General features: G+C 55.4%; 21 protein-coding genes. 12 read left to right on the forward strand and 9 right to left on the reverse strand.

The genetic code is table 11. The features are described 5' to 3' along the window. Nucleotides 1-4: 4 nt before the first annotated feature. Together ACOTTU_RS18760 and ACOTTU_RS18765 are read left to right on the forward strand one after the other, a co-directional pair. A complete protein-coding gene (locus ACOTTU_RS18760; RefSeq protein WP_425660138.1) occupies nt 5-1243 on the forward strand; it encodes an NAD(P)/FAD-dependent oxidoreductase in 1239 nt (412 codons plus the stop codon). Nucleotides 1244-1268: 25 nt separating this feature from the next. Further along, a complete protein-coding gene (locus tag ACOTTU_RS18765) occupies nt 1269-2006 on the forward strand; it encodes an aspartate/glutamate racemase family protein (RefSeq protein WP_425660139.1) in 738 nt (245 codons plus the stop codon). A gap of 69 nt (nt 2007-2075) precedes the next feature. Here ACOTTU_RS18765 and ACOTTU_RS18770 read toward each other — a convergent pair whose 3' ends face one another. Then, nucleotides 2076-4115, reverse strand: a complete 2040-nt coding sequence (locus ACOTTU_RS18770) for a hypothetical protein (protein ID WP_425660140.1) — start codon at nt 4113-4115, stop codon at nt 2076-2078. 134 nt (nt 4116-4249) lie between these two features. On the opposite strand from ACOTTU_RS18770, the gene ACOTTU_RS18775 reads away from it, so the two are divergent. After that, entirely contained in the window at nt 4250-4474 is a 225-nt protein-coding gene (locus tag ACOTTU_RS18775) for a hypothetical protein (RefSeq protein WP_425660141.1), read from the forward strand. Between the two features lie 18 nt (nt 4475-4492). On the opposite strand, the gene nagA is transcribed toward ACOTTU_RS18775, so the two are convergent. From nagA to ACOTTU_RS18795, 4 genes are read right to left on the reverse strand one after another with little or no spacing between them, the layout of a single operon-like run. After that, nucleotides 4493-5668 carry an N-acetylglucosamine-6-phosphate deacetylase gene (gene nagA / locus ACOTTU_RS18780; protein ID WP_425660142.1) on the reverse strand — a complete coding sequence of 392 codons (1176 nt, stop codon included), beginning with the start codon at nt 5666-5668 and terminating at the stop codon, nt 4493-4495. After that, a complete protein-coding gene (locus ACOTTU_RS18785; RefSeq protein ID WP_425660143.1) occupies nt 5665-6696 on the reverse strand; it encodes an SIS domain-containing protein in 1032 nt (343 codons plus the stop codon). The genes nagA and ACOTTU_RS18785 overlap by 4 nt, the downstream gene beginning before the upstream one ends. Before the next feature lie 9 nt (nt 6697-6705). Beyond that, on the reverse strand, nt 6706-7464 hold the full coding sequence (locus ACOTTU_RS18790) for a GntR family transcriptional regulator (protein WP_298921828.1): 759 nt from the start codon (nt 7462-7464) through the stop codon (nt 6706-6708). Continuing rightward, nucleotides 7464-8357 carry a BadF/BadG/BcrA/BcrD ATPase family protein gene (locus tag ACOTTU_RS18795; RefSeq protein WP_425660144.1) on the reverse strand — a complete coding sequence of 298 codons (894 nt, stop codon included), beginning with the start codon at nt 8355-8357 and terminating at the stop codon, nt 7464-7466. The genes ACOTTU_RS18790 and ACOTTU_RS18795 overlap by 1 nt, the downstream gene beginning before the upstream one ends. Nucleotides 8358-8510: 153 nt before the next feature. On the opposite strand from ACOTTU_RS18795, the gene ACOTTU_RS18800 reads away from it, so the two are divergent. From ACOTTU_RS18800 to ACOTTU_RS18825, 6 genes are all read left to right on the forward strand, one after another. After that, a complete protein-coding gene (locus tag ACOTTU_RS18800) occupies nt 8511-9434 on the forward strand; it encodes an N-acetylmuramic acid 6-phosphate etherase (RefSeq protein WP_425660145.1) in 924 nt (307 codons plus the stop codon). Then, on the forward strand, nt 9427-10680 hold the full coding sequence (locus ACOTTU_RS18805) for an ABC transporter substrate-binding protein (protein WP_425660146.1): 1254 nt from the start codon (nt 9427-9429) through the stop codon (nt 10678-10680). Before ACOTTU_RS18800 ends, ACOTTU_RS18805 begins: the two co-directional genes overlap by 8 nt. Nucleotides 10681-10866: 186 nt before the next feature. Further along, nucleotides 10867-11793, forward strand: a complete 927-nt coding sequence (locus ACOTTU_RS18810) for a carbohydrate ABC transporter permease (protein WP_298921824.1) — start codon at nt 10867-10869, stop codon at nt 11791-11793. Nucleotides 11794-11804: 11 nt separating this feature from the next. After that, complete coding sequence (locus tag ACOTTU_RS18815; protein ID WP_425660147.1) at nt 11805-12644, forward strand: carbohydrate ABC transporter permease; 840 nt, start codon at nt 11805-11807, stop codon at nt 12642-12644. Next, nucleotides 12641-13666, forward strand: a complete 1026-nt coding sequence (locus tag ACOTTU_RS18820; protein WP_425660148.1) for a Gfo/Idh/MocA family protein — start codon at nt 12641-12643, stop codon at nt 13664-13666. Before ACOTTU_RS18815 ends, ACOTTU_RS18820 begins: the two co-directional genes overlap by 4 nt. Continuing rightward, complete coding sequence (locus ACOTTU_RS18825) at nt 13663-14664, forward strand: ABC transporter ATP-binding protein (protein WP_425660149.1); 1002 nt, start codon at nt 13663-13665, stop codon at nt 14662-14664. The genes ACOTTU_RS18820 and ACOTTU_RS18825 overlap by 4 nt, the downstream gene beginning before the upstream one ends. 76 nt (nt 14665-14740) lie before the next feature. On the opposite strand, the gene fliP is transcribed toward ACOTTU_RS18825, so the two are convergent. From fliP to fliF, 4 genes are read right to left on the reverse strand one after another with little or no spacing between them, the layout of a single operon-like run. Beyond that, the gene (gene fliP / locus ACOTTU_RS18830) at nt 14741-15478 is read right to left on the reverse strand and encodes a flagellar type III secretion system pore protein FliP (RefSeq protein WP_425660150.1); all 738 of its coding nucleotides are present in this window, start codon (nt 15476-15478) and stop codon (nt 14741-14743) included. A 4-nt stretch (nt 15479-15482) separates the two neighbouring features. Continuing rightward, nucleotides 15483-15776: a FliM/FliN family flagellar motor C-terminal domain-containing protein gene (locus tag ACOTTU_RS18835; protein WP_298921820.1), complete on the reverse strand. Its 294-nt coding sequence runs from the start codon at nt 15774-15776 to the stop codon at nt 15483-15485. Beyond that, nucleotides 15769-16368, reverse strand: a complete 600-nt coding sequence (locus ACOTTU_RS18840) for an ABC transporter ATP-binding protein (protein WP_425660151.1) — start codon at nt 16366-16368, stop codon at nt 15769-15771. Before ACOTTU_RS18840 ends, ACOTTU_RS18835 begins: the two co-directional genes overlap by 8 nt. Further along, nucleotides 16368-17990, reverse strand: coding sequence for a flagellar basal-body MS-ring/collar protein FliF (gene fliF, locus ACOTTU_RS18845; RefSeq protein WP_425660152.1), 1623 nt, complete (start codon nt 17988-17990; stop codon nt 16368-16370). Before fliF ends, ACOTTU_RS18840 begins: the two co-directional genes overlap by 1 nt. A gap of 122 nt (nt 17991-18112) precedes the next feature. Between fliF and ACOTTU_RS18850 the strand changes: the two genes are divergently transcribed. Genes ACOTTU_RS18850 through ACOTTU_RS18860 form a run of 3 tightly spaced genes read left to right on the forward strand, consistent with a single transcriptional unit; the run spans nt 18113 to nt 19603 of the window. Continuing rightward, entirely contained in the window at nt 18113-18601 is a 489-nt protein-coding gene (locus ACOTTU_RS18850) for a flagellar basal body-associated FliL family protein (protein ID WP_425660153.1), read from the forward strand. Between the two features lie 10 nt (nt 18602-18611). Next, complete coding sequence (locus tag ACOTTU_RS18855) at nt 18612-19001, forward strand: hypothetical protein (RefSeq protein WP_425660154.1); 390 nt, start codon at nt 18612-18614, stop codon at nt 18999-19001. Then, on the forward strand, nt 19001-19603 hold the full coding sequence (locus ACOTTU_RS18860; RefSeq protein ID WP_425660256.1) for a MotE family protein: 603 nt from the start codon (nt 19001-19003) through the stop codon (nt 19601-19603). Before ACOTTU_RS18855 ends, ACOTTU_RS18860 begins: the two co-directional genes overlap by 1 nt. The last annotated feature ends 66 nt before the right edge of the window (nt 19604-19669 follow it).

Here is a 19669-nt window from a genome sequence, read left to right on the forward strand (position 1 = left end):
CAAGATGGACCAGCCGATCACGATCATCGGGGCCGGGATCGTCGGCATTTGCTGCGCGTTGTCGTTGCAGGAGCGCGGCCAGCGCGTACGTCTGATCGACCGGGGCGCGCCGGGGCAAGAGGCATCCTTTGGCAATGCCGGTGTGATTTCTCCATGGTCAATTGTGCCACAGGCGGTTCCGGGGATCTGGAGGGACATTCCCGGAATGCTGCTCAACCCATCCGGGCCGCTCACCGTACAACCGCGCTTTTGGGCGAAAATGATACCATGGGGACTGCGTTTTTTAAGCCACGCCAGTGAGAGGGCGACCCGTTCGACCGCTGACGCAATGGAAATCCTTTGCAACCCATCCGTCATGTTGTTCCGTCGGCATCTGGAAGGGACGGGACACGAAAATCTGGTAGCAGACAGCTACTATGTGCATGCTTTTCGCGATGCTTCAAAGGCGCGTCTGTCCGACCTCGGGTATGCCATACGGCGCGAGAAAGGGGCCGATATGGACCTGCTCGGGCCACAGGCGTTGCAGCAGTTGGAACCCGCCCTGTCGCCTGCATTCAAGGCGGCAATCATCATCAAGGGTCAGGCCCGCGCCCGGTCACCGGGTCGCATCGCCCAGGTGTTGGCGGAAAAGGTCGCGAAGCAGGGCGGAGAAGTCCTTCGAACAGAGATCACCGCGATCACTCGCGCCGAAACCGGCGGTTGGCTCCTGCAAAGAGTCGGCGAAGACATCCCGGCGCGGCAGGTGATCCTTTCGGCAGGTGTCTGGAGTGCTGAGTTGTTGAAACCACTTGGGCTATCTGTCCCGTTGCTGAGCGAACGCGGCTATCACGTTGAGTTCCCTAAAGCAGAGCTAAGCTTACAGAATTCAGTCATGGACGTGGATGCCAAGATTGTGGCTAGCGCCATGGAAGGGGGTATTCGGGTTGCCGGTTCGTCTGAATTTGCTGCGATAGATGCGCCGCCTAATCACCGCAAGAAAACCCTATTGGCGCGTCAGGCCAAAGCCATGCTGCCTGATCTTGATGCCTCAGACATGCGTTTTTGGCTAGGGCGTCGCCCGTCCTTCCCAGACAGCCTGCCTGCTTTGGGAAAAATTGAGCAGGCGCCGGGCCTCTTTGCGGCTTTCGGCCATTCCCACTACGGGTTGATGATGGCGCCAAAAACCGGTGAGCTAGTGGCGGATATCGTCACGGATGTGGTCCCCAACCTCGATCTCGCTCCCTTCGATCCGCAGCGCTTTTAGCAACAACAAACTTCAGGAGTGAATTGTGACGATACATCCGGGTGGGCAGAACATCTGCGGGGCGACGATTGGCGTCCTGTGTCTTGAAAGCTATTTCCCAAAACCGCCGGGCCACATCAAGAACCCTTCCAGCCTGTCGTTCCCGGTTCTTTACGAGATGATCCAAGGTGTGACGGTTCCGGATTTGCTGAACAATCCCAGCTTGGATTTGCTGCAACCGTTCCTTGATGGCGCCAAGCGTTTGGAGCGCAATGGCGTGCGTGCGATCACCGGCAGTTGTGGATTTCTCGCACTCTTCCAGAAAGAGCTTAGCGCAGCCGTTGATGTGCCGGTGTTCTCCTCCAGTCTGATCCAGGTTCCATTGGCCTTCCAGATGGCCAGTGGGTCGGCACCCGTCGGGATACTGACGGCGGATGCCAATGCCTTGACCCCCGATCATCTTAGGGCCGTCGGGGCCGAGCATATCCCGGTGGTCGTTCAGGGATTGGAGGAAAGCGACGAGTTTGCGGCTGTGATACTGCGAAATGAACGAACCTCAATGGATTTGGCCAAAGTGGAGCGAGAGGTTCTGGATGCCGCGCAAGCCCTGATCCGCAAATCGCCCAAGATGAAATCACTCGTGCTGGAATGCACGGATTTACCGCCCTATGCGGCGCGCATCCAGGAGACGCTCAAGCTGCCGGTTTTTGACCTCACAACGCTCGCGGAAATGGCTCACAACGTGGTCACAAGACACCGCTACACTGGGCTGATGCCCTGGTAACACAGGCACCGCGATGTCACGAGCGCCCCGGGGGAACCGGGGCGCTCCTTGACTGTGGGTCGCCTGCAATCACCCAGGCTGGAAGCAGAATGCCAACGGATAGGTTTCGCGCCGAACTGTTGTGCCAAAGGTATTGTTCGGCGCATTAAATCCTCCGACGATCGTCCGATCCCAGGCAGTGACTTCAACTGCATATCCGCATTCAATGGGAGGTTGCCCGCCCGTCGCTGCAATATGAGCCTGGGTGATGTTGAACTCAGACAAAAGCACGTTTGTCGCATTGCCCGGAACGGTTCCTCCCAGGCTGATTTCAGCACGATCCGAACCGTCGTTGTCAAACACGGCATCCAGCGGCTGAACGATGCCGCCACCGTCACGGTCATTTGGTGCAATGGGATGCCAGCCAACCGCGTTACCGCCTGCCCAACGCAGGGTGTAGCGCCAGAAATGCTGATCTCGCGCGCGCCCTAGCAGATCAAGAATGACATCGCCAGATCCAGCGGTGACATCGCAATCGTTGACCTGAGCATCAGATCCTGAAGCAACCGCAAGGTTCATCGACATGTCGCCGGTCAGTGGCATGTCTTTGCTGTTGGGCAGCTTGTAATTGTTGTTGTCAATCCGGACAGTCTTAGGTGCAGAGACCGAGAAAGGTACGGCGCTGCCAATCTCTCGCATGACAAGCCGGAATCGCACCGTCACCGGTGGACTGCCTGCTTCGACAGTGGTCGCAACCGTACTGGAATTCCAAACCGCAAGGCTTGCGTCTTCCCCACATTCGTCAAAACGCCTGTAGTCCGCCAGATTGAACCACCCGTTGCTGTCAGGCTGATATAGCTGGCGAGGGTTGGTGACGGAGGGCACGCAATCAATGATCACAGAAGGGTTGCCATCAAGTTGGCGTCGCCAGTTTGTTGGCACCGCAAGTGTGTTGGGGTCGCCAATGGCCGGAAAGCCGGAACCATCATCAATTTCAACGCGAAACTCATACTGCGGCAGGATCGGGCACTCCAACCACGTGGGCATGGCACCCTGAATGCGCAAAGACCCGCCAAAAGGCCGATCGCTCAGGCCAGGTGTCTGCGCCAGGCCGCCGCTGATGTTGGTGATGTCGATGTTGCTGATCCGCGTGATAGAGGGGGCACCACAAGCGATTTCCCCGGCTGTCTGATGTAGCGCATCGAGGCCCAGATCAAACGTCGCAGGAAGCAGGGATTTCAACAGGACTTCATTGCGGAACCGCAAGGTAGGCCCGGGTTGCAGCGCATCGCCATCCGTCAAGATGCCATCGGCCCGCATGTCGATTTCCGTCGACATCAACTCGGTTGGTCCGCCGGTCTGAGGATCGACACCAAACGTGTAGGCATCCAATCCGAAATCAACCCCCTTGGACGGAATGCCCGCAGGTAGCGAGGGAAGAAGCGTCTGATTGGACCGGAAGATCGTGCCGCTCAATACCGATAGCAAATCACCATCTATGAAGCGCGGGCTCTTCACTGTTGGCGCCGTACCCTCGGTCGAGAAGAGTATGTCGATCTCAAAAGCACTCAGCAGTTCGAGAATTATCTCCGGTTGCTGCTGAATCTCACGACGCGGAACGCCGTCCAGCTTTGCGATGAATTCACGCCACCCCTCCGGACGCCCCAACAGGCTCACTGCATCAAGTCCAATGTCGTGACGCAAATCAAATCGCTGCGTCAGGGCTGAATTGGGAATAACCAATCCAGTTGTAAAAATCAGATCACCTGCGCCAAACTGACCATTGGGATCGTCCAGTTCGGTTGAAAAGGCGATCACCTCCCGGTTACGATCGACGGCGGCCACCGCATCCAGCCCAAAATCCACACGCGGGATATCGAACCGCTCCAGAAGCTCTCTGTTTCGACGGCAGATCGTTGTTGTCCCGCCGTTAAATGCCAGAAGGTCACCATCCGAAACAATGGGGTTGCCATCGGGACCTTCAGATTGCTGCATGGTGAAGTCTTCAGAGGTCGAGAGCAACAAACCCTCGCACCCCGCGCTTTGCGCATGCGCGGTTGGTGCGGCAGCGATAGAAAGCGTCAGGCAAACCAATATCGTTGGCGCAATACGCCTTGAAAATATATTCATGACAAAGTCTCCGAGCGAAATAAGTTTTTTGAAATAGAGACAGAATTCTACCACAGATTGCGCGATTTTTCAATTCATCGACAATTCCCGCGCCCTCTGTTGGCAGCACGAGAGTACCCTCGGCCACTGGACTGATGTCGGTCCCGGCGGGGCTAATTCTCGAACATCCGGTTGATCGTTTTACCTTTTTCCTGGCTCTGCATCTGGCCGGAAAACATAGATCGCTTGGCATTTTGACCAGTCAGAAAGTCGATCGCACGTTTGGTTCTCAGGGCAAAAATTCACGTCAACCCCCAAGCAATTGGGCACATCAGGCCACAAAGGATTCTGGCGTGCCGCGCCGTTATCAAGCACACTGAGTCGTGAGGGATTTTCAGTTATGGGGCAAAAGCGATATCGTTCGCGTCTTCCGTGACACGGTGAAGCCACTCCGGCTCGAGGCGGCCCTTGCCGAAATACAGCACCGAACCCAGCTTGCCCGACAGGCTACCCAGCCCTTGAGTGTCCCGAAGAATTTCTGCCGGGAGCGAGGTAGCACGGGCGAGCGCGCGCCGCATTTCTTCTCCAACCTCCTCGGTGAGGATAGAAATAGCCCGCGCCATCTCCAAATCGGCTCCCGCCAACGTCCCATCCGCGAGCGTCAACCGACCGTCTTTCCGGAAAACCCTGCGGCCATTGATCGTAAAACCACTGATCGCTGAACCGGCTGTCGCCATGGCATCGGTAACCAGAAAAACCCGATCAGACACGGCCTTTGCAGCAAGGGCATTACGCATCGTCGTTGGGTGGACATGGATGCCATCAGCAATAAGACCGGCATAAACGTCGTCGCGGGCAAGCGTTGCCCCCACAAGACCAGGTTCGCGATTCCCCATCTGGCTCATCGCGTTGAAAAGATGAGTGACGCATTTAACGCCCGCATCAAAGGCGGCCATACAGGTATCGTGATCCGCATCCGTGTGTCCCAGCGAAAGTATTACCCCCGCATCGGTCAGTTCTTCCATCTGCGCCACGGTTGTGTTTTCGGGCGCAACGGTGACCATCACATTCGGTACTTGCTCCGCCGTTTCAATCAGCAGCCGCAAGTCTTGATCTTCCATGGGGCGGATGAGGTCGGGGTCATGCGCACCTTTTCGGCGTACCGACAGATGCGGCCCTTCCAGATGGATGCCCGCAATCCCCGGGACGCCTTCCGCGATGGCCTGTTTGACGGCCCTGATGGCCGCTTTCGTGCGTTCTGGCGTGTCAGTGATTAGCGTCGGGAGCAAGGCTGCGGTCCCGATGCCGGAATGGGCTTCCGCAATCGTCCTGAGCGCATCAACGGACTGGTCATCATTGAACATGACCCCGCCCCCGCCATTGACCTGTAAATCGACAAACCCCGGCGCGATCATGCCACCATCAAGCTTTTGCAGCTTGCACCCGGGCGGCAACGCATAATGCGGGCACAACGATGTGGCCCCTTGCTTGTCTACAACAAGGGCATGGTTTTCATGCAGGTTATGACCGTCATGAATCTGTGCACCAACATATGCCTTGACGACATCGTTCATACCGTTTCAGTCACTTTCTTGAGGTGACGCGGGGCGTCAGGGTTGATCCCGCGAGAAGCTGCAACCCGCTCGACCATCGCATAGAAACTGGCGATCAACGCGATTGGGTCGGTTAGCGGGTGATCGGTGCGCACGGTCTGCAGCTGCGTTGCCTGCGCGACCTTTCCACTTGTTGCGAACACCTTGGCACCTTTAAAGGCCATTTCATCTGCCACGGTGGCCAAGGCCTGTTCCGCCTCATCCCGGGCTGCCAGTGCAACAACCGGAAAGCCACCGTCTACGATTGAAACCGGGCCATGCAGGACTTCCGCGGAAGAGTAGGACTCAGCATGAAGTTGGCAGGTTTCTTTGAACTTCAACGCCGCTTCATTTGAGACCGCATATGCAGGTCCTCGACCGAGGCAGAATATGGAATTCCGATTACCAATTGCCGCTCGGGCTTCTGGCCAGTCGATCTGCACGGCTTGCTGGAGCTTCGAAGGCAAATTTTGTATGGATCGACGTAAGGCGTCATCCTCTGCCCATTCCGCTAACAGCCAAATTCCCACTACAGCCGAATTCACGAAGGTTTTTGTGGCCGCCACACTCAGTTCAGGCCCCGCGTGCAGGTTCAAGGTATGATCGGCGACCTGCGCCAAGGGGCTGGTTGGGTCGTTGGTCATGGCAATAGACAACGCGCCACCAGACCGGGCCATGCGCGCCATTTCAACGATATCAGGGCTCTTCCCGGATTGAGACACTGACAGGCAAGCACTGCCTTCCAGATTCAGTCTTTTGCCGTAGATCGAAGCAATTGAAGGCCCAATGGAAGCAATGGGCGTTCCCAAAAGGAGTTCGGATGCATATTTGAGATAGGTCGCCACATGGTCCGAAGAGCCACGCGCCACACTCACCAAATAGGCAGGGTTCTGAGACCGAAGCGCATCGGATGCCCGCGCGATCTCGTCACGACCGTTTTTCAGCAGCCGTTCAACAGCAACCGGGATTTCCAGAACTTCCCGCCGCATTTGCGTTTGAGGATTTGTCATTGTGCAGACCTATTCTTTAGCAAGGCGAAGCTCAGCCACAAAATTGTAGGTGTCTCCGCGGTAGATCGATTGGGTGAATTCGACGACGCGACCGTCGGCGAGATAGGAAGTACGTTCGATTCGCAGCCCTGCTTCACCGGGTGAAACCTCGAGCAGGTTGGCGTTATCTTCAGCAAGATTTATCGCGGAAATCTTCTGCAACGCCCGGATCGGACGCAACCCCGCCTTCTCAAGAACTTCATACAGTGAAGTCTCGACAATCAGTGGGTTTGGCAGCATTTCCGTCGATAGCGAGGCCCGTTCAATTGCCATGGGCTTATTGTCAGCGGTACGCAGGCGCGCAATACGGGACACGGATGCGTCAGCAGTGAGCGCCAGCGCCAGTACCTCATCCGGTGACGGCATGAAGACACCGCGTTCCAGCCAGATGCTGGTGGATGCCATCCCGCGCCGGGACATGTCTTCGCTGAAAGATGTCAACCGCGACAAGGATTGTTCAAATTTGGGCGTGTCAGAGGCAACAAAGGAGCCCGACCCCTGCTTTTGAACGATAACCCCGTCCTCCGCGAGCGCCTGAATGGCTTTTCGGACGGTGACGCGGGACAGATTCGTAATGGCGGCAAGTTCACGCTCAGGAGGCAGGGAACTGCCGGCTTTCAGAATGCCCTGATCGACACCCTCGCTGAGCCGTTGGCGCAGTTGAAGGTAGCGGGGTCCGCCGTCTGATTGCAGCCACCCATTGGGCGAGAGAAATTCCGGGATGCTCATCATGCGTCCTCCTGCAACGAGTTTGCCGCCGCTCGTGCCAAGGAAAATGCACCGTCCAATGCAGTGCCTTTTGAAGCGACGCGACCGGTCAAGCATTCATCGGGGAGATACGCGGCGTAATGGGGGCCGACGCCACCAGAAAGGCACATCATGTCTCCAGGCCGGAAGCCCAGTGCATCCAAACAACGGGTGAGATAATCCGCTCCTTTGCGCATAATGGCGCTCCCCCAAGGGTCGCCGTTGTTCGCCGCAGAAACGATCATCGGCGCAAGCGCGCCATAGTCTCCGGGTTTGGCCGACATGCTAAATGCCACAATCGCATTGGGGTCGTTTTCAAACCGGGCAAATAATGCTCGGGTCAACTCGGTATGTTCAGACAGACCGTCATGACAAAGGAGCGTTTGCTCCAGTGATGCCCGACCGAGCCACGCGCCTGATCCTTGGTCGGCGACGTGAAACCCCCAACCACCTATGTAACTGAACGTGCCGGATCGGTTTGCGGCAGAGATTGTTCCTGTCCCAACAGATAGCAGGTACCCGTCTTCGCCCCCCAATGCCCCGCTTACCGCAGTCGGTCGGTCATCTGTAACGAGAGATTTCTCAAATGGCAGTGCCATTGCGATTCGCTGAGCATCTTTCTGCGTCATCACACCGGCCAGACCAAGGTGGGCCACGGCATTCTTCAATGCAGATTTCGGAATACCAGCTTTTTTGGCCGCAGCGTTCACTGCGATCAGAATATTTCTTATTGCCAGATCTGGGTCTGTCGCCGCATTCGCCCTGCCACCCTGCGCTTGCGCAAGGACGCCGTCAGCAAGCGTACCCACAGCGGTTCGGCACCCCGTACCGCCGCCATCTACGCCAACAAGGAATGTATGGGCTGAATGAGACATGCAATACCTTTATAATACCTATTCCTGAAATAAAAGACCTTTTTACCTAAATATGTCAATATTGGTTATGTTTTCACAATATTTTTCGAAGGTGTTAAAAAATGGTAGACAAAAGGTATTTAAAAGGTATTAGATTGCAGAGAGGAGATTCGAATGCTGCTGCCAACAACAGAATGCCTGCCTGATCATGAAGTCGTGGACGCGCTTCCTGCGCTTAAGGCCGCGGATGCCCTGCTTGATGGCCAAGTGGCGGCATTGTCGGCTGTACGCGCAGCGACACCAGACATATTGCGGGCAGCCGAGGCGATGGCCGAAGCAGTCCGGTCCGACAAAAGAATTACATATGCCGCTGCCGGGAGCTCCGGACTGATGGCGCTAGCTGATGCCTGCGAGTTGCCGGGTACATTTGGCGTATCAACAAAATCTGTAAATATTCACATGGCGGGTGGGATACCGGCTGATGGCCATATGCCTGGACACACCGAAGATGATGATGGTGCCGCCGATGTTATCGCTGAGACGCTTCTCGATGGCGATGTGGTCATTGTGCTCAGCGCCAGCGGCACAACGCCCTATGCTCTCGCGGTGGCCGAGGCCGCCCGACACAAGGGCGCCAAGGTGATTGCGATTGCAAACAACCAGGGCTCAAAGCTGCTTGATCTCGCGCATATTCCGATTTGCTTGGCCACACCGCCAGAGGTCATCGCTGGATCTACGCGCCTCGGAGCGGGGACAGCGCAAAAGGTTGCGCTCAACATGATGTCATCGCTCATGGGGATCCGGCTCGGCCACGTCTATCAGGGGCAGATGGTCAATGTCGTTGCCGATAACGCGAAATTAGAAAACCGCTCAGCAAGCATGGTGATGAACATTGCAAATGTGAACCGAGAGGCTGCGCAGTCAGCCCTGAAAGCGGTCCAAGGGAATACCAAGCTGGCAATTCTGATTGCTGCGGGGTGCTCGCCTGAAAAGGCGGAGGATATGTTGAATGCTCATGACGGGCATTTGGCGGAATGTATGAATATCCTGAATTCAAACCAAGACAAGACTGTCAAAAAGGGAGAAAACCATGACTAAATCAACACTGATCGGTGCCATGCTGGCAACAACAGTGCTCGCGGGGGCTGCTGCTGCGGAAGATGTGACGCTGACCATTGAGAGCTGGCGCAACGATGACCTGGCCATCTGGCAGGACAAGATCATTCCGGCATTCGAGGTCGCGCACCCTGGGATCAAATTGAACTTCACACCTTCCGCGCCTGCGGAATACAACGCCGTGCTGAACTCGAAACTGGATGCGGGATCGGCAGGCGACATTATCACATGCCGTCCTTTCGATGCGTCATTGGCCCTGTTTGAAGCAGGCCACCTAGCTGACATCAGCGGCCTTGAGGGCATGGCCAGTTTCTCACCGGTGGCAAAATCAGGTTGGAGCACAGATGATGCGTCCATCCAGTATTGTGTGCCCATGGCCTCGGTGATCCACGGATTTATCTACAACAAGGACGCCTTTGCTGAACTGGGCATCGAAGAGCCCAAGACCGAAGCTGAGTTCTTTGCAGCCCTCGACAAGATCAAAGAGGACGGCACCTACATCCCGATGGCGATGGGCACCAATGACCAGTGGGAGGCCGCGACGATGGGATACAACAACATCGGGCCGAACTACTGGAAAGGCGAAGAAGGCCGCCTGGCATTGCTGGCCGGAGACCAGAAACTGACGGATGAGGCCTGGGTTGCTCCTTACCGCCAGCTTGCAAAATGGGGTAACTATCTGGGCGATGGCTACGAGGCACAAACCTACCCGGACAGCCAGAACATCTTCACGTTGGGCCGCGCCGCTGTCTATCCGACAGGGTCGTGGGAAATCTCCGGCTTCAACGGCTTGGCGGATTTTGAGATGGGCGCATTCTACCCACCTGTCCAAAATGCCGGAGATACTTGCTATATCTCGGACCACACCGACATCGGGATCGGCATGAACGCCGCAACACCTAACCCCGAAGCGGCCAAGACGTTCCTCAACTGGGTGGGTTCGTCAGAATTTGCCACGATCTTTGCCAATGCGCTGCCGGGGTTCTTCCCGCTGTCTGATGCACCTGTCACGTTGGAGGATCCCTTGGCACAGGAATTTATTTCCTGGCGAGCCGAATGTGAAAGCACCATCCGGTCCACCTATCAGGTCCTGTCGCGTGGCACGCCAAACCTTGAGAACGAGACATGGAACGCCTCCGTGGCTGTGATCAAAGGCGAGGAGAGCCCGGAAGATGCGGGCAAGCGCCTGCAAGAAGGTCTTTCCAGCTGGTACGACCCGCAGAAATAACGCCCAATAAAACGACCACTGCTCCGGGACTCCCTCCTCCCTTGGTCCCGGGGCAGCAAATGGAGACCATCCGGCTCCAAATCATGACCACCTTTGAATCACCCGCTTGCCCGGTCCGTTGAAGCAGAGACTTCAACGGTCTCGGCAAGCGCATACCGAAACCGCGTCGCAAGATAGGAACCGCTCATGTCTGATCCGCATTCAAAGCCAAAGTTCAGATGGCATATCGTCGTGTTTCTGGCGCCTGCTGTGCTGGTCTACACAGCGGTGATGATTTACCCGCTGTTCAATACCCTGCGCCTGTCGCTTTTCACCGAAGTGGACCAAGCCCGCGTCTACGTCGGCTTGCAGAACTTCAGGACGCTTTTTGGTGATACCGTCTGGTCCACCCAATTCTGGAACGCCTTGGGCAATAATTTCTGGTTTTTTGTCATTCACATGCTGGTGCAAAACCCCATAGGGATCGCGCTTGCAGCCATCCTCAGCCATCCAAAGCTGCGTTTCGCAAGCTTCTACCGTTCCGCTATTTTCATCCCGACCATCCTGAGCTTTGTGATCGTCGGGTTTGCCTGGAAGCTGATCCTGTCGCCCATCTGGGGCATCGCACCCGGCATGCTGGATGCGGTTGGGCTGAAGTCGCTATATGCCCCTTGGCTGGGCAAGGAAGCCTACGCCCTGACAACCTTATCGCTGGTATCCGTCTGGCAGTTCGTTGGCATTCCAATGATGCTGATCTACGCCGCGCTGCTGTCCATTCCCGAAGAAATCCTCGAAGCTGCCGAAGTTGAGGGGATCACCGGTCTGGCGGCTTTCTGGAAGATCAAACTGCCGTTGATCCTGCCCTCAATCGGCATCATCTCGATCCTGACTTTTGTAGCCAACTTCAACGCGTTTGACCTGATTTATGCAGCCCAGGGTGCATTGGCGGGCCCGGATTTCAGCACTGATATCCTCGGCACCTTCATGTACCGCACGTTCTTCGGGTTCCAGCTACAACTTGGCGACCCCCACATGGGCTCGACCATCGCTTCCGCCATGTTTGCCATCATCCTGGTCGGTGTGTGCCTGTACCTCTTCGGTATTCAGTCGCGCATGCGTCGCTATCAGTTCTGAGGAGAACGGACATGAACGCCGCACGCAAGAATCCTTTCAACACCTACGCCGCCCATGGCGCGTTGATCCTCTATACGCTGATTGCTCTGTTTCCGGTCTTTGTGATCGTGATCAACAGCTTCAAGACCCGCAAGGCGATTTTTCGCGAACCTCTGGCCCTGCCAAACAGCGACAGTTTTTCGTTGATCGGTTACGAGACCGTTCTGAAACAGGGGGATTTCTTCCTCTACTTCCAGAACTCAATGATTGTCACCGTGGGATCGCTTTTTTTCATCCTGCTCTTTGGCGCCATGGCCGCCTTTGCGTTGGCAGAGTATCGCTTCAAGGGCAACATGATCATGGGCCTTTATCTGGCGCTGGGAATCATGATCCCGATCCGCATCGGCACCGTCGCCATTCTCGAAATGATGGTGCAGACCGGGTTGGTCAACACGCTCTGGGCGCTGATCCTTGTCTATACCGCCCAAGGATTACCGCTTGCCGTCTTCATCCTGTCGGAATTCATGCGTCAGGTCAGCGATGATCTCAAAAATGCAGGCCGCATCGACGGGCTTAGCGAATACCGCATCTTTTTCCGTCTGGTTCTGCCGCTGGTGCGCCCGGCGATGGCAACTGTAGCCGTGTTCAACATGATCCCGATCTGGAACGATCTGTGGTTCCCGCTGATTCTGGCCCCGGCCGAAGAGGTCAAAACGCTGACGCTCGGCAGCCAGGTGTTCATTGGTCAGTTCGTAACTGACTGGAATGCGGTTCTGTCGGCCCTGTCTCTGGCGATCCTGCCGGTCATGGCGCTCTATGTCATCTTTTCCCGCCAGTTGATCCGGGGCATCACATCGGGAGCGGTGAAATGAGAGTTGTTGTCGCAGGTCTTGGGAATATGGGGCGCAGCCACGCGCTGGCCTACCACAATCACCCCGAGGCGCAGATTGTCGGGCTGGTCAATCGGTCAGATGTTGCGTTGCCCGCGCCGTTGCAGGAATACCCCCGCTTCACCCGATTTGAACAAGGGCTGGCGCAAAATCCCGATCTGGTCTGCATCGCAACCTATTCGGACAGCCATGCCGATTTTGCCATCGCGGCCATGGAAGCGGGCGCGGATGTTTTCATCGAAAAACCTCTGGCCACGACGGTTGCAGATGCCGAACGCGTTGTTGCTACGGCCAAACGCCTGAACCGCAAACTTGTGGTTGGGTATATCCTCCGTCATCACCCCAGTTGGCAACGGTTGATTAGCGAGGCCCGCGCATTGGGTGGGCCATATGTCTTTCGAATGAACCTCAACCAGCAATCAGACGGACCAACCTGGGAAACCCATAAAGCGCTGATGCAAACCACCTCTCCGCTAGTGGATTGCGGTGTGCATTATGTCGATGTGATGTGCCAGATCACCGATGCCAAACCGCTCCGCGTCAGCGGCATGGGGCTGCGCCTGTCGGATGAAATTGCGCCTGACATGTATAATTACGGGCAGTTGCAGGTCTGGTTCGACGATGGGTCGCTGGGCTGGTACGAAGCCGGTTGGGGACCGATGATGTCGGAAACCGCCTTTTTCGTGAAGGATGTGGTGTCGCCCAACGGTTCGGTGTCCATCACCGATGGCAACAAGGGCGCCTCAGACGACATCGACGGACACACCTCTGTCGGCGGCCTGCTGGTGCACCGTCCCGAAGGCGACAGTCTGATAGACCTGCCAGACGAGCCCGGCCATCAGGCGCTTTGCGATGCCGAGCAGGCATTTATGCTCGATACCATAAGCAAAGACACCGACCTCACGCGTCACATGAACGACGCCCTGCAATCCCTGCGCATCTGTATTGCCGCCGATGAAAGCATCCGGCATGGCGCACCAGTCGATTTAGGAGATCTGAAATGACCGCTCTGACCCTCACGAATGTCCATAAATCCTTCGGGGAGATCGAGGTTCTCAAGGACATCAACCTCACCGTTGAAGATGGTGAGTTCGTGGTGTTTGTCGGCCCGTCGGGGTGTGGCAAATCAACCTTGCTGCGTGTTATCGCGGGGCTTGAGGATGCCTCCAGCGGTACCGTCAACATTGGCGGCGAAGTAGTCAATGCAGTGCCACCCGCCAAACGCGGAATTGCGATGGTCTTCCAGTCCTACGCGCTTTATCCGCACCTCAGTGTCCGCGACAACATGGCCCTGGGTTTGCGGCAGGAAAAGCAGCCCAAATCCGTCATTGAGGAACGGGTGGAGAAGGCCGTGGAGATGCTCGATCTCGCGGCATACGTGGACCGCCGCCCGTCTGATCTGTCAGGTGGCCAACGACAGCGGGTGGCGATTGGACGGGCCATTGTGCGAGACCCCAAGCTCTTTCTATTCGACGAACCGCTGTCGAACCTCGATGCCGCATTGCGGATGAATACACGGATTGAGATCGCTGAGTTGCATCGCACACTCAGCGCGTCGATGATCTATGTTACCCATGATCAGACCGAAGCGATGACGCTTGCCGACAAAATCGTGGTGCTTCGGGATGGCCGGGTTGAACAGGTCGGAAGCCCGATGGAGCTTTACAACAATCCGGCAAACCAGTTCGTTGCGGGATTTTTGGGATCACCATCGATGAACTTCCTGCAAAAAGCTCCGCTGGCGATCCCGGCAAACGGAACGCTTGGTATCCGGCCAGAGCATTTACGTATCGTGCCAAAGGGGCGGATCAAAGGCGCCGTCACCCATGTGGAGCGTTTGGGTGGTGATACCAATCTTCTGGTCGCAACGGACGAAAAAGAAGCGCTGACCGTGCGCCTCTTCGGTCAGAACGGCACGAACGTCGGTGAGAAGATCGAACTGGATTTCGATGATCACGCAGCATTTGTTTTTGACGCGGAAATGCAAAGAGCAGCGCTGTAGATAATCTGGAGTTCAGGTCGCCTGTGAACGGATGCGATTTGGTGCCAGCTTCTTAGGTTGGTCCGTTGCGCTTAGTTCAAAAGTAGCTGCGCACCAAGCTACTTGCGATCAATCCCCAGCCGTCGGCGATAACAAAAAATGCCAGTTTAAACGGAAGCGACACAATTACCGGGGGCACCATCATCATGCCCATCGACATCAACACGGCCGCAACAACCAGGTCGATTATCAAAAAGGGCAGGAATATCAAAAACCCAATTTGAAATGCACGGGATACTTCCGACAATAGGAAACTTGGCACCAAAACTGAAAGAGGCGCATCCGGGGTTGGCGAGGTGCCAATTGTATCTGGACGAAGCTCTGCCATGGCAAAATAGGTTTCAGGGTCCAACCGACTGGCCATAAATACGCGAAATGGTGCCAGCACGCGCTGAAATGCGACCTCAATTTCTATTTCCTCATTGTTCAATGGAACAATACCATCTGTCCATGCTGCAACGAAAACCGGTTCCATCACGAAATAGGTCAGGAACAGAGCCAGGCTGACGATAAGCATATTTGGCGGGGATTGTTGCAGTCCAATTGCCTGGCGCAGAATTGAAAGAACGGTGACGATGAAGGGAAAGCAGGTCACCATTATTGCGAGCCCAGGCGCAAGGCTCAAGACCGTTATAAGCGCGAATAGCTGGATCGTGCGCGCGCTTAGCGAACCATCCTCTCCCAGAGAAATGGATAGTTCCTGCGCGTTCGCCTCCCACGGAAATACTATGAGTACGAGGAGAACAGCTGCAAGTTGCCAGCGATGCCAGAACAAAAAATTACATACCCGCTTGAAGGTCGACGACTTCGGTCAACCTGACAATCAACTGACCATTCTGATCACCTTCCTGTTCTTCAAGGAGGCCCCGTGCGATCAGCCTGTCGCCAACATAAAGCTCGACAGGATCTTCAACTGATCTATCGAGCGCAAGTACGGCGTTTTCTCCAAGTGCGACAAGCTCTCTTATGAGCGGCCGAGCCTTCCCGACACACACGCTGACCTCAATCGGGACAGAGGTAAAGGGATTTGAAGAATCCAAGGCCGAACTCCGGGAAACACTAGCTTCATCCATCTTTATTCTCCTGCTCAGCTTCATGGAAAAACGCGGTCATCGCTTCTGAAATACCCGAAACAACCGCATCAAGGTCTACACTCTGCTCGGCGGACCCAATGCGGACAAAAGCCTGCCCTTCACCCAGCGTGGCTTCCGAAATCAACTCGAATGGGGCAGAAATCTTTCCCTGCGCCAACTCCCGAACGGTTTCGACATTGGCGGGTGCGACCACGATCTCTACTGGCTGCTCGGCATTTTCTTTGATCATCTGGCATGTCTGCTCGATGATGTGGGCGCCAAGTGCATTTTTCACGAGCTCTGGCAGCAGCTTGTCGATGATCTCTGCCATTATCGGCTCGATTGAAACCGTAAGCTTTGAAAGCGCCTCTTGGTATGTGAAGGTCATGTCCTGGAGGTTTTGACCAAAATCCGCACTGATCTTGGCGACGGTATCTGATTGCGCCTTTACGGCATCATCCCATCCAGCCTGATATCCTTTTTCAAAGGCGGCAAGCTTTTCATCTTCCAAACCTTCAATGCTGACGTCACCCGACGCCTCCTTATCAGCCTTCGAACCACCAAGATTGCGGTATCTGTGTGATAGGGACATCAGACACTCTCCTCTTTATCTTCCAACCAGCTCCGCAGAATTTCGACGGTTTCTTCCTGCCGTTCGCCGATCATTGCGCGAAGGCGATCTACCGGATCCTCCGAAAGCCCACCCGCCATTGGTAATTCTGGCAGCTCACCACCTTCACCCCCAAACCCGGAAATGATCGGCAACTCAGGCAAATCGAAATCCTCGGATGTAACTTCTCCGGTTAACCCTGCTTGGTCTGATGATGCGTCAGTGCCTGCTGGCAACGCCGGCACATTTGAACTCGCCGGCTCAGCTGGCTTCATCAAAAGCGGCCGCACAACAAACAGACCCAATATTAGCGTAACCAGCGCCAACACCGCCATCTGAATGGTCGACATCAAATCGATGTGGAACCCATCCAAAAGAGACGTTCCCGCTTCTGTCCCGACGGGCGGCACATTTTGGAGCGCCATTGATTTAATGGTGATGATATCCCCTCTGGATTCATCAAACCCGACAGCTGAGGCAACCAGATCTTTGAGCGCATTCAGCTCACTCTCTTCGCGTGGAGCAAACGTTTGGGACCCATCATCGCCCGCTATCGTCGCTTCATTTACCAAAACCGCGACAGTCAGCCTCTTGATTGCACCGGGAACGCGCACGATTTCCCGCTCAGTTTCAGAGACTTCGTAGTTGACGCGTTCGCGGGACTCACTGTTTTGGGAGGATGAGTTTTCACCACCAGCACCTTCTTCATCAGGTAGGTTCGAAGCAACCGTTACGTTTCCGCCCCCCGCTTCATTGGAGGTATTGCTCCGCTCTTCAGTGTCTGTGCTGATTGCAACACGGCTTTCAGGATCAAATGTCCTCTCCCGAATGGCTTCGCTTTCGGTCACTGTGTCGACGCTGACTTCGACAACTGCATTGCCAAAACCTACGCGCGCCTCCAACAGGCGTTGAACCTTGTCTCGCAACAATTGGGCTTTGTCATCGCCACCATTGGCAGGAACGACATCTTCCGCCGTACCAACAAGTGTCCCATTTGCGTCGATAACAGCAACGTCTTCTGAAGCCAGGCCTGCGACCGCAGAGGACACAAGGAAGCGAATAGCCTTCGCTTGCTGAGCGGTAATTGTGGCTCCAGTGGATGTCACGGCAACGGACGCCTTGGGTGTCACACCTCGTTGAAAGGGATTTGATCCGGTGCTGGCAATATGAACGCGTGCCATCCCGATATGAGGGCTCGAAACGATTGTTCTAGCGAGCTCCCCTTCCTTCGCGCGCCAATAGGCCGCGTCAAACATTTGTGACGTTGTGCCAAATCCGGAAAGCGTGTCGAGAAGTTCATAGCCACTGCTGGAATTGGCAGGAAGACCTTCACTTGCCAGCGTCATACGCAACTGGTCACGTTGCTGCGCATCGACGAATATTGATCCCCCGCGGACCTCGAATTCAGCGCCACGCTGTTCCAATGCGCGAACAACGTCTCCTGCCGCACCGTTCTCCAATCCTGCATACAAAAGTGTCATGGTCGGCGCTGATGCCATTCTCGACATTGCCAGGATCGCGAAGAACATTGCGCCAGTTGCTACGACAACAATTATTTGACGGCGTATATTCATCCCCGTCCAGGCATTTAGTAGTTGCTGCACATTCGCCTCCGTCAAGCCAAACGTTCTGTTTAGCGATGACAACAGCAATGAACGATCTGGCTTAACAATCGGTTAGTGCAATCGCGTCTATAACGATTTTCGTAACCGCAAACGGAAATAATATGGCAGATGCGACGGCCGACGAACCGGCAACTGAAACAAAATCATCGAAAATGCCTTTGATTATTGGGCTCGTTCTGCTTATGGCAGGCGGCGGTGGCGGGTTTTTCGCCACATGGTCTGGCATGATCCTTAGCAGCGAATCGGTGGATGAACATGCGGAAGAGGCGAAAGAACCGGATGCCCTTCCGGAAGTCGCCTTTGTAACGATCGATCCTATCACGATATCGCTTCCCAGTCGCAGCGTACAACAACATTTAAGGTTCAGGGCATCGCTTGAGGTACCAAGCGAACATGTCGACGATGTTGAAGCCATCTTGCCCCGTGTCGTCGATGTATTGAACAGCTACCTACGCGCACTTGAGTTAAAGGACCTCGAAAACCCTTCCTCACTGACGCGACTGAGGGCGCAAATGCTGCGCCGCGTTCAAGTAGTTGCCGGACCAGACCGCGTAAACGACGTACTGATCATGGAATTCGTGTTGAATTAAGGAGGGTGAAATGGACCTAATTGCAGACATTTTGTTGGCAGCAGGCGCTATTGGCGCCGGAATTTATTGTTTCGTCCTCGGGCGACGCCTCAACCGTTTCAACGACCTTGAAAAAGGTGTTGGCGGTGCGGTGGCGGTGCTTTCGGCGCAGGTCGATGATTTAACCAAGACCCTATCTGCGGCTCAGGCCACTGCATCGACGTCAGCTCAAACGCTTACCGATCTTACCCAAAGAGCAGAAGAGATGTCGCGTCAGCTAGAGCTTCAAATGGCGTCCTTGCATGATATCCCAACCGCCGGCCAAACAAGTGCGCCGATCACACCCAGCGAAGCCCCATCGCAGCAATCAAGCAATGAACCGATGTTTGTTCGGCATCGGGGAGCGGAGGCACATCAGTGATGATTAATTTGTCTTTCGGCGGCCGAAACGGTCGCGGGTCAATTTTGCTCATCGCCGGTCTTTTAATCGCGTCAGCTGCTCTTCGGGTCAGTTCGGGAGCGGGCCAAGCGATCGCTACCGAAAATCCCATGGCACCAGCTGAGGAAATGGCTGAGGCCAAAAACAATACGCCGTCTCTGACCAAAGCGGAAAAAGCCGACATGTCCAATATGCTCAGAGCATTTCAGGACCGCGAACAGCGCATCAGTGAGCGCGAAATTCAAATCGATATGAGAATGAAAGCTCTAGCGGTTGCAGATGAAGAAATCGAACGCCGCCTGACCGTTTTGCAAGATGCCGAAGAGACATTGAAGGGTTTGTTAGCGCTTGCGAATACAGCCGCTGAAGACGACTTGGCGCGGCTGACGTCCGTTTACGAGAACATGAAGCCCAAAGATGCCGCACCACTTTTCGAAGAAATGGAACCAGCATTTGCAGCCGGTTTTCTCGGTCGCATGAGGCCTGATGCCGCCGCCGGAATCATGGCGGGGCTTTCGCCGCAAGCCGCCTACTCGATCAGTGTGATTTTAGCCGGTCGCAATGCCGATGTTCCAAAAGGTTAGGTCTTGCTGAGGCTTTCTTAACCTCCATTTGCGATGGTGCAACAGTACTCTGGACTGGGGAATGAC

Source organism: Roseobacter sp. EG26 (genome assembly GCF_049830555.1).
Lineage (GTDB): Bacteria > Pseudomonadota > Alphaproteobacteria > Rhodobacterales > Rhodobacteraceae > Roseobacter.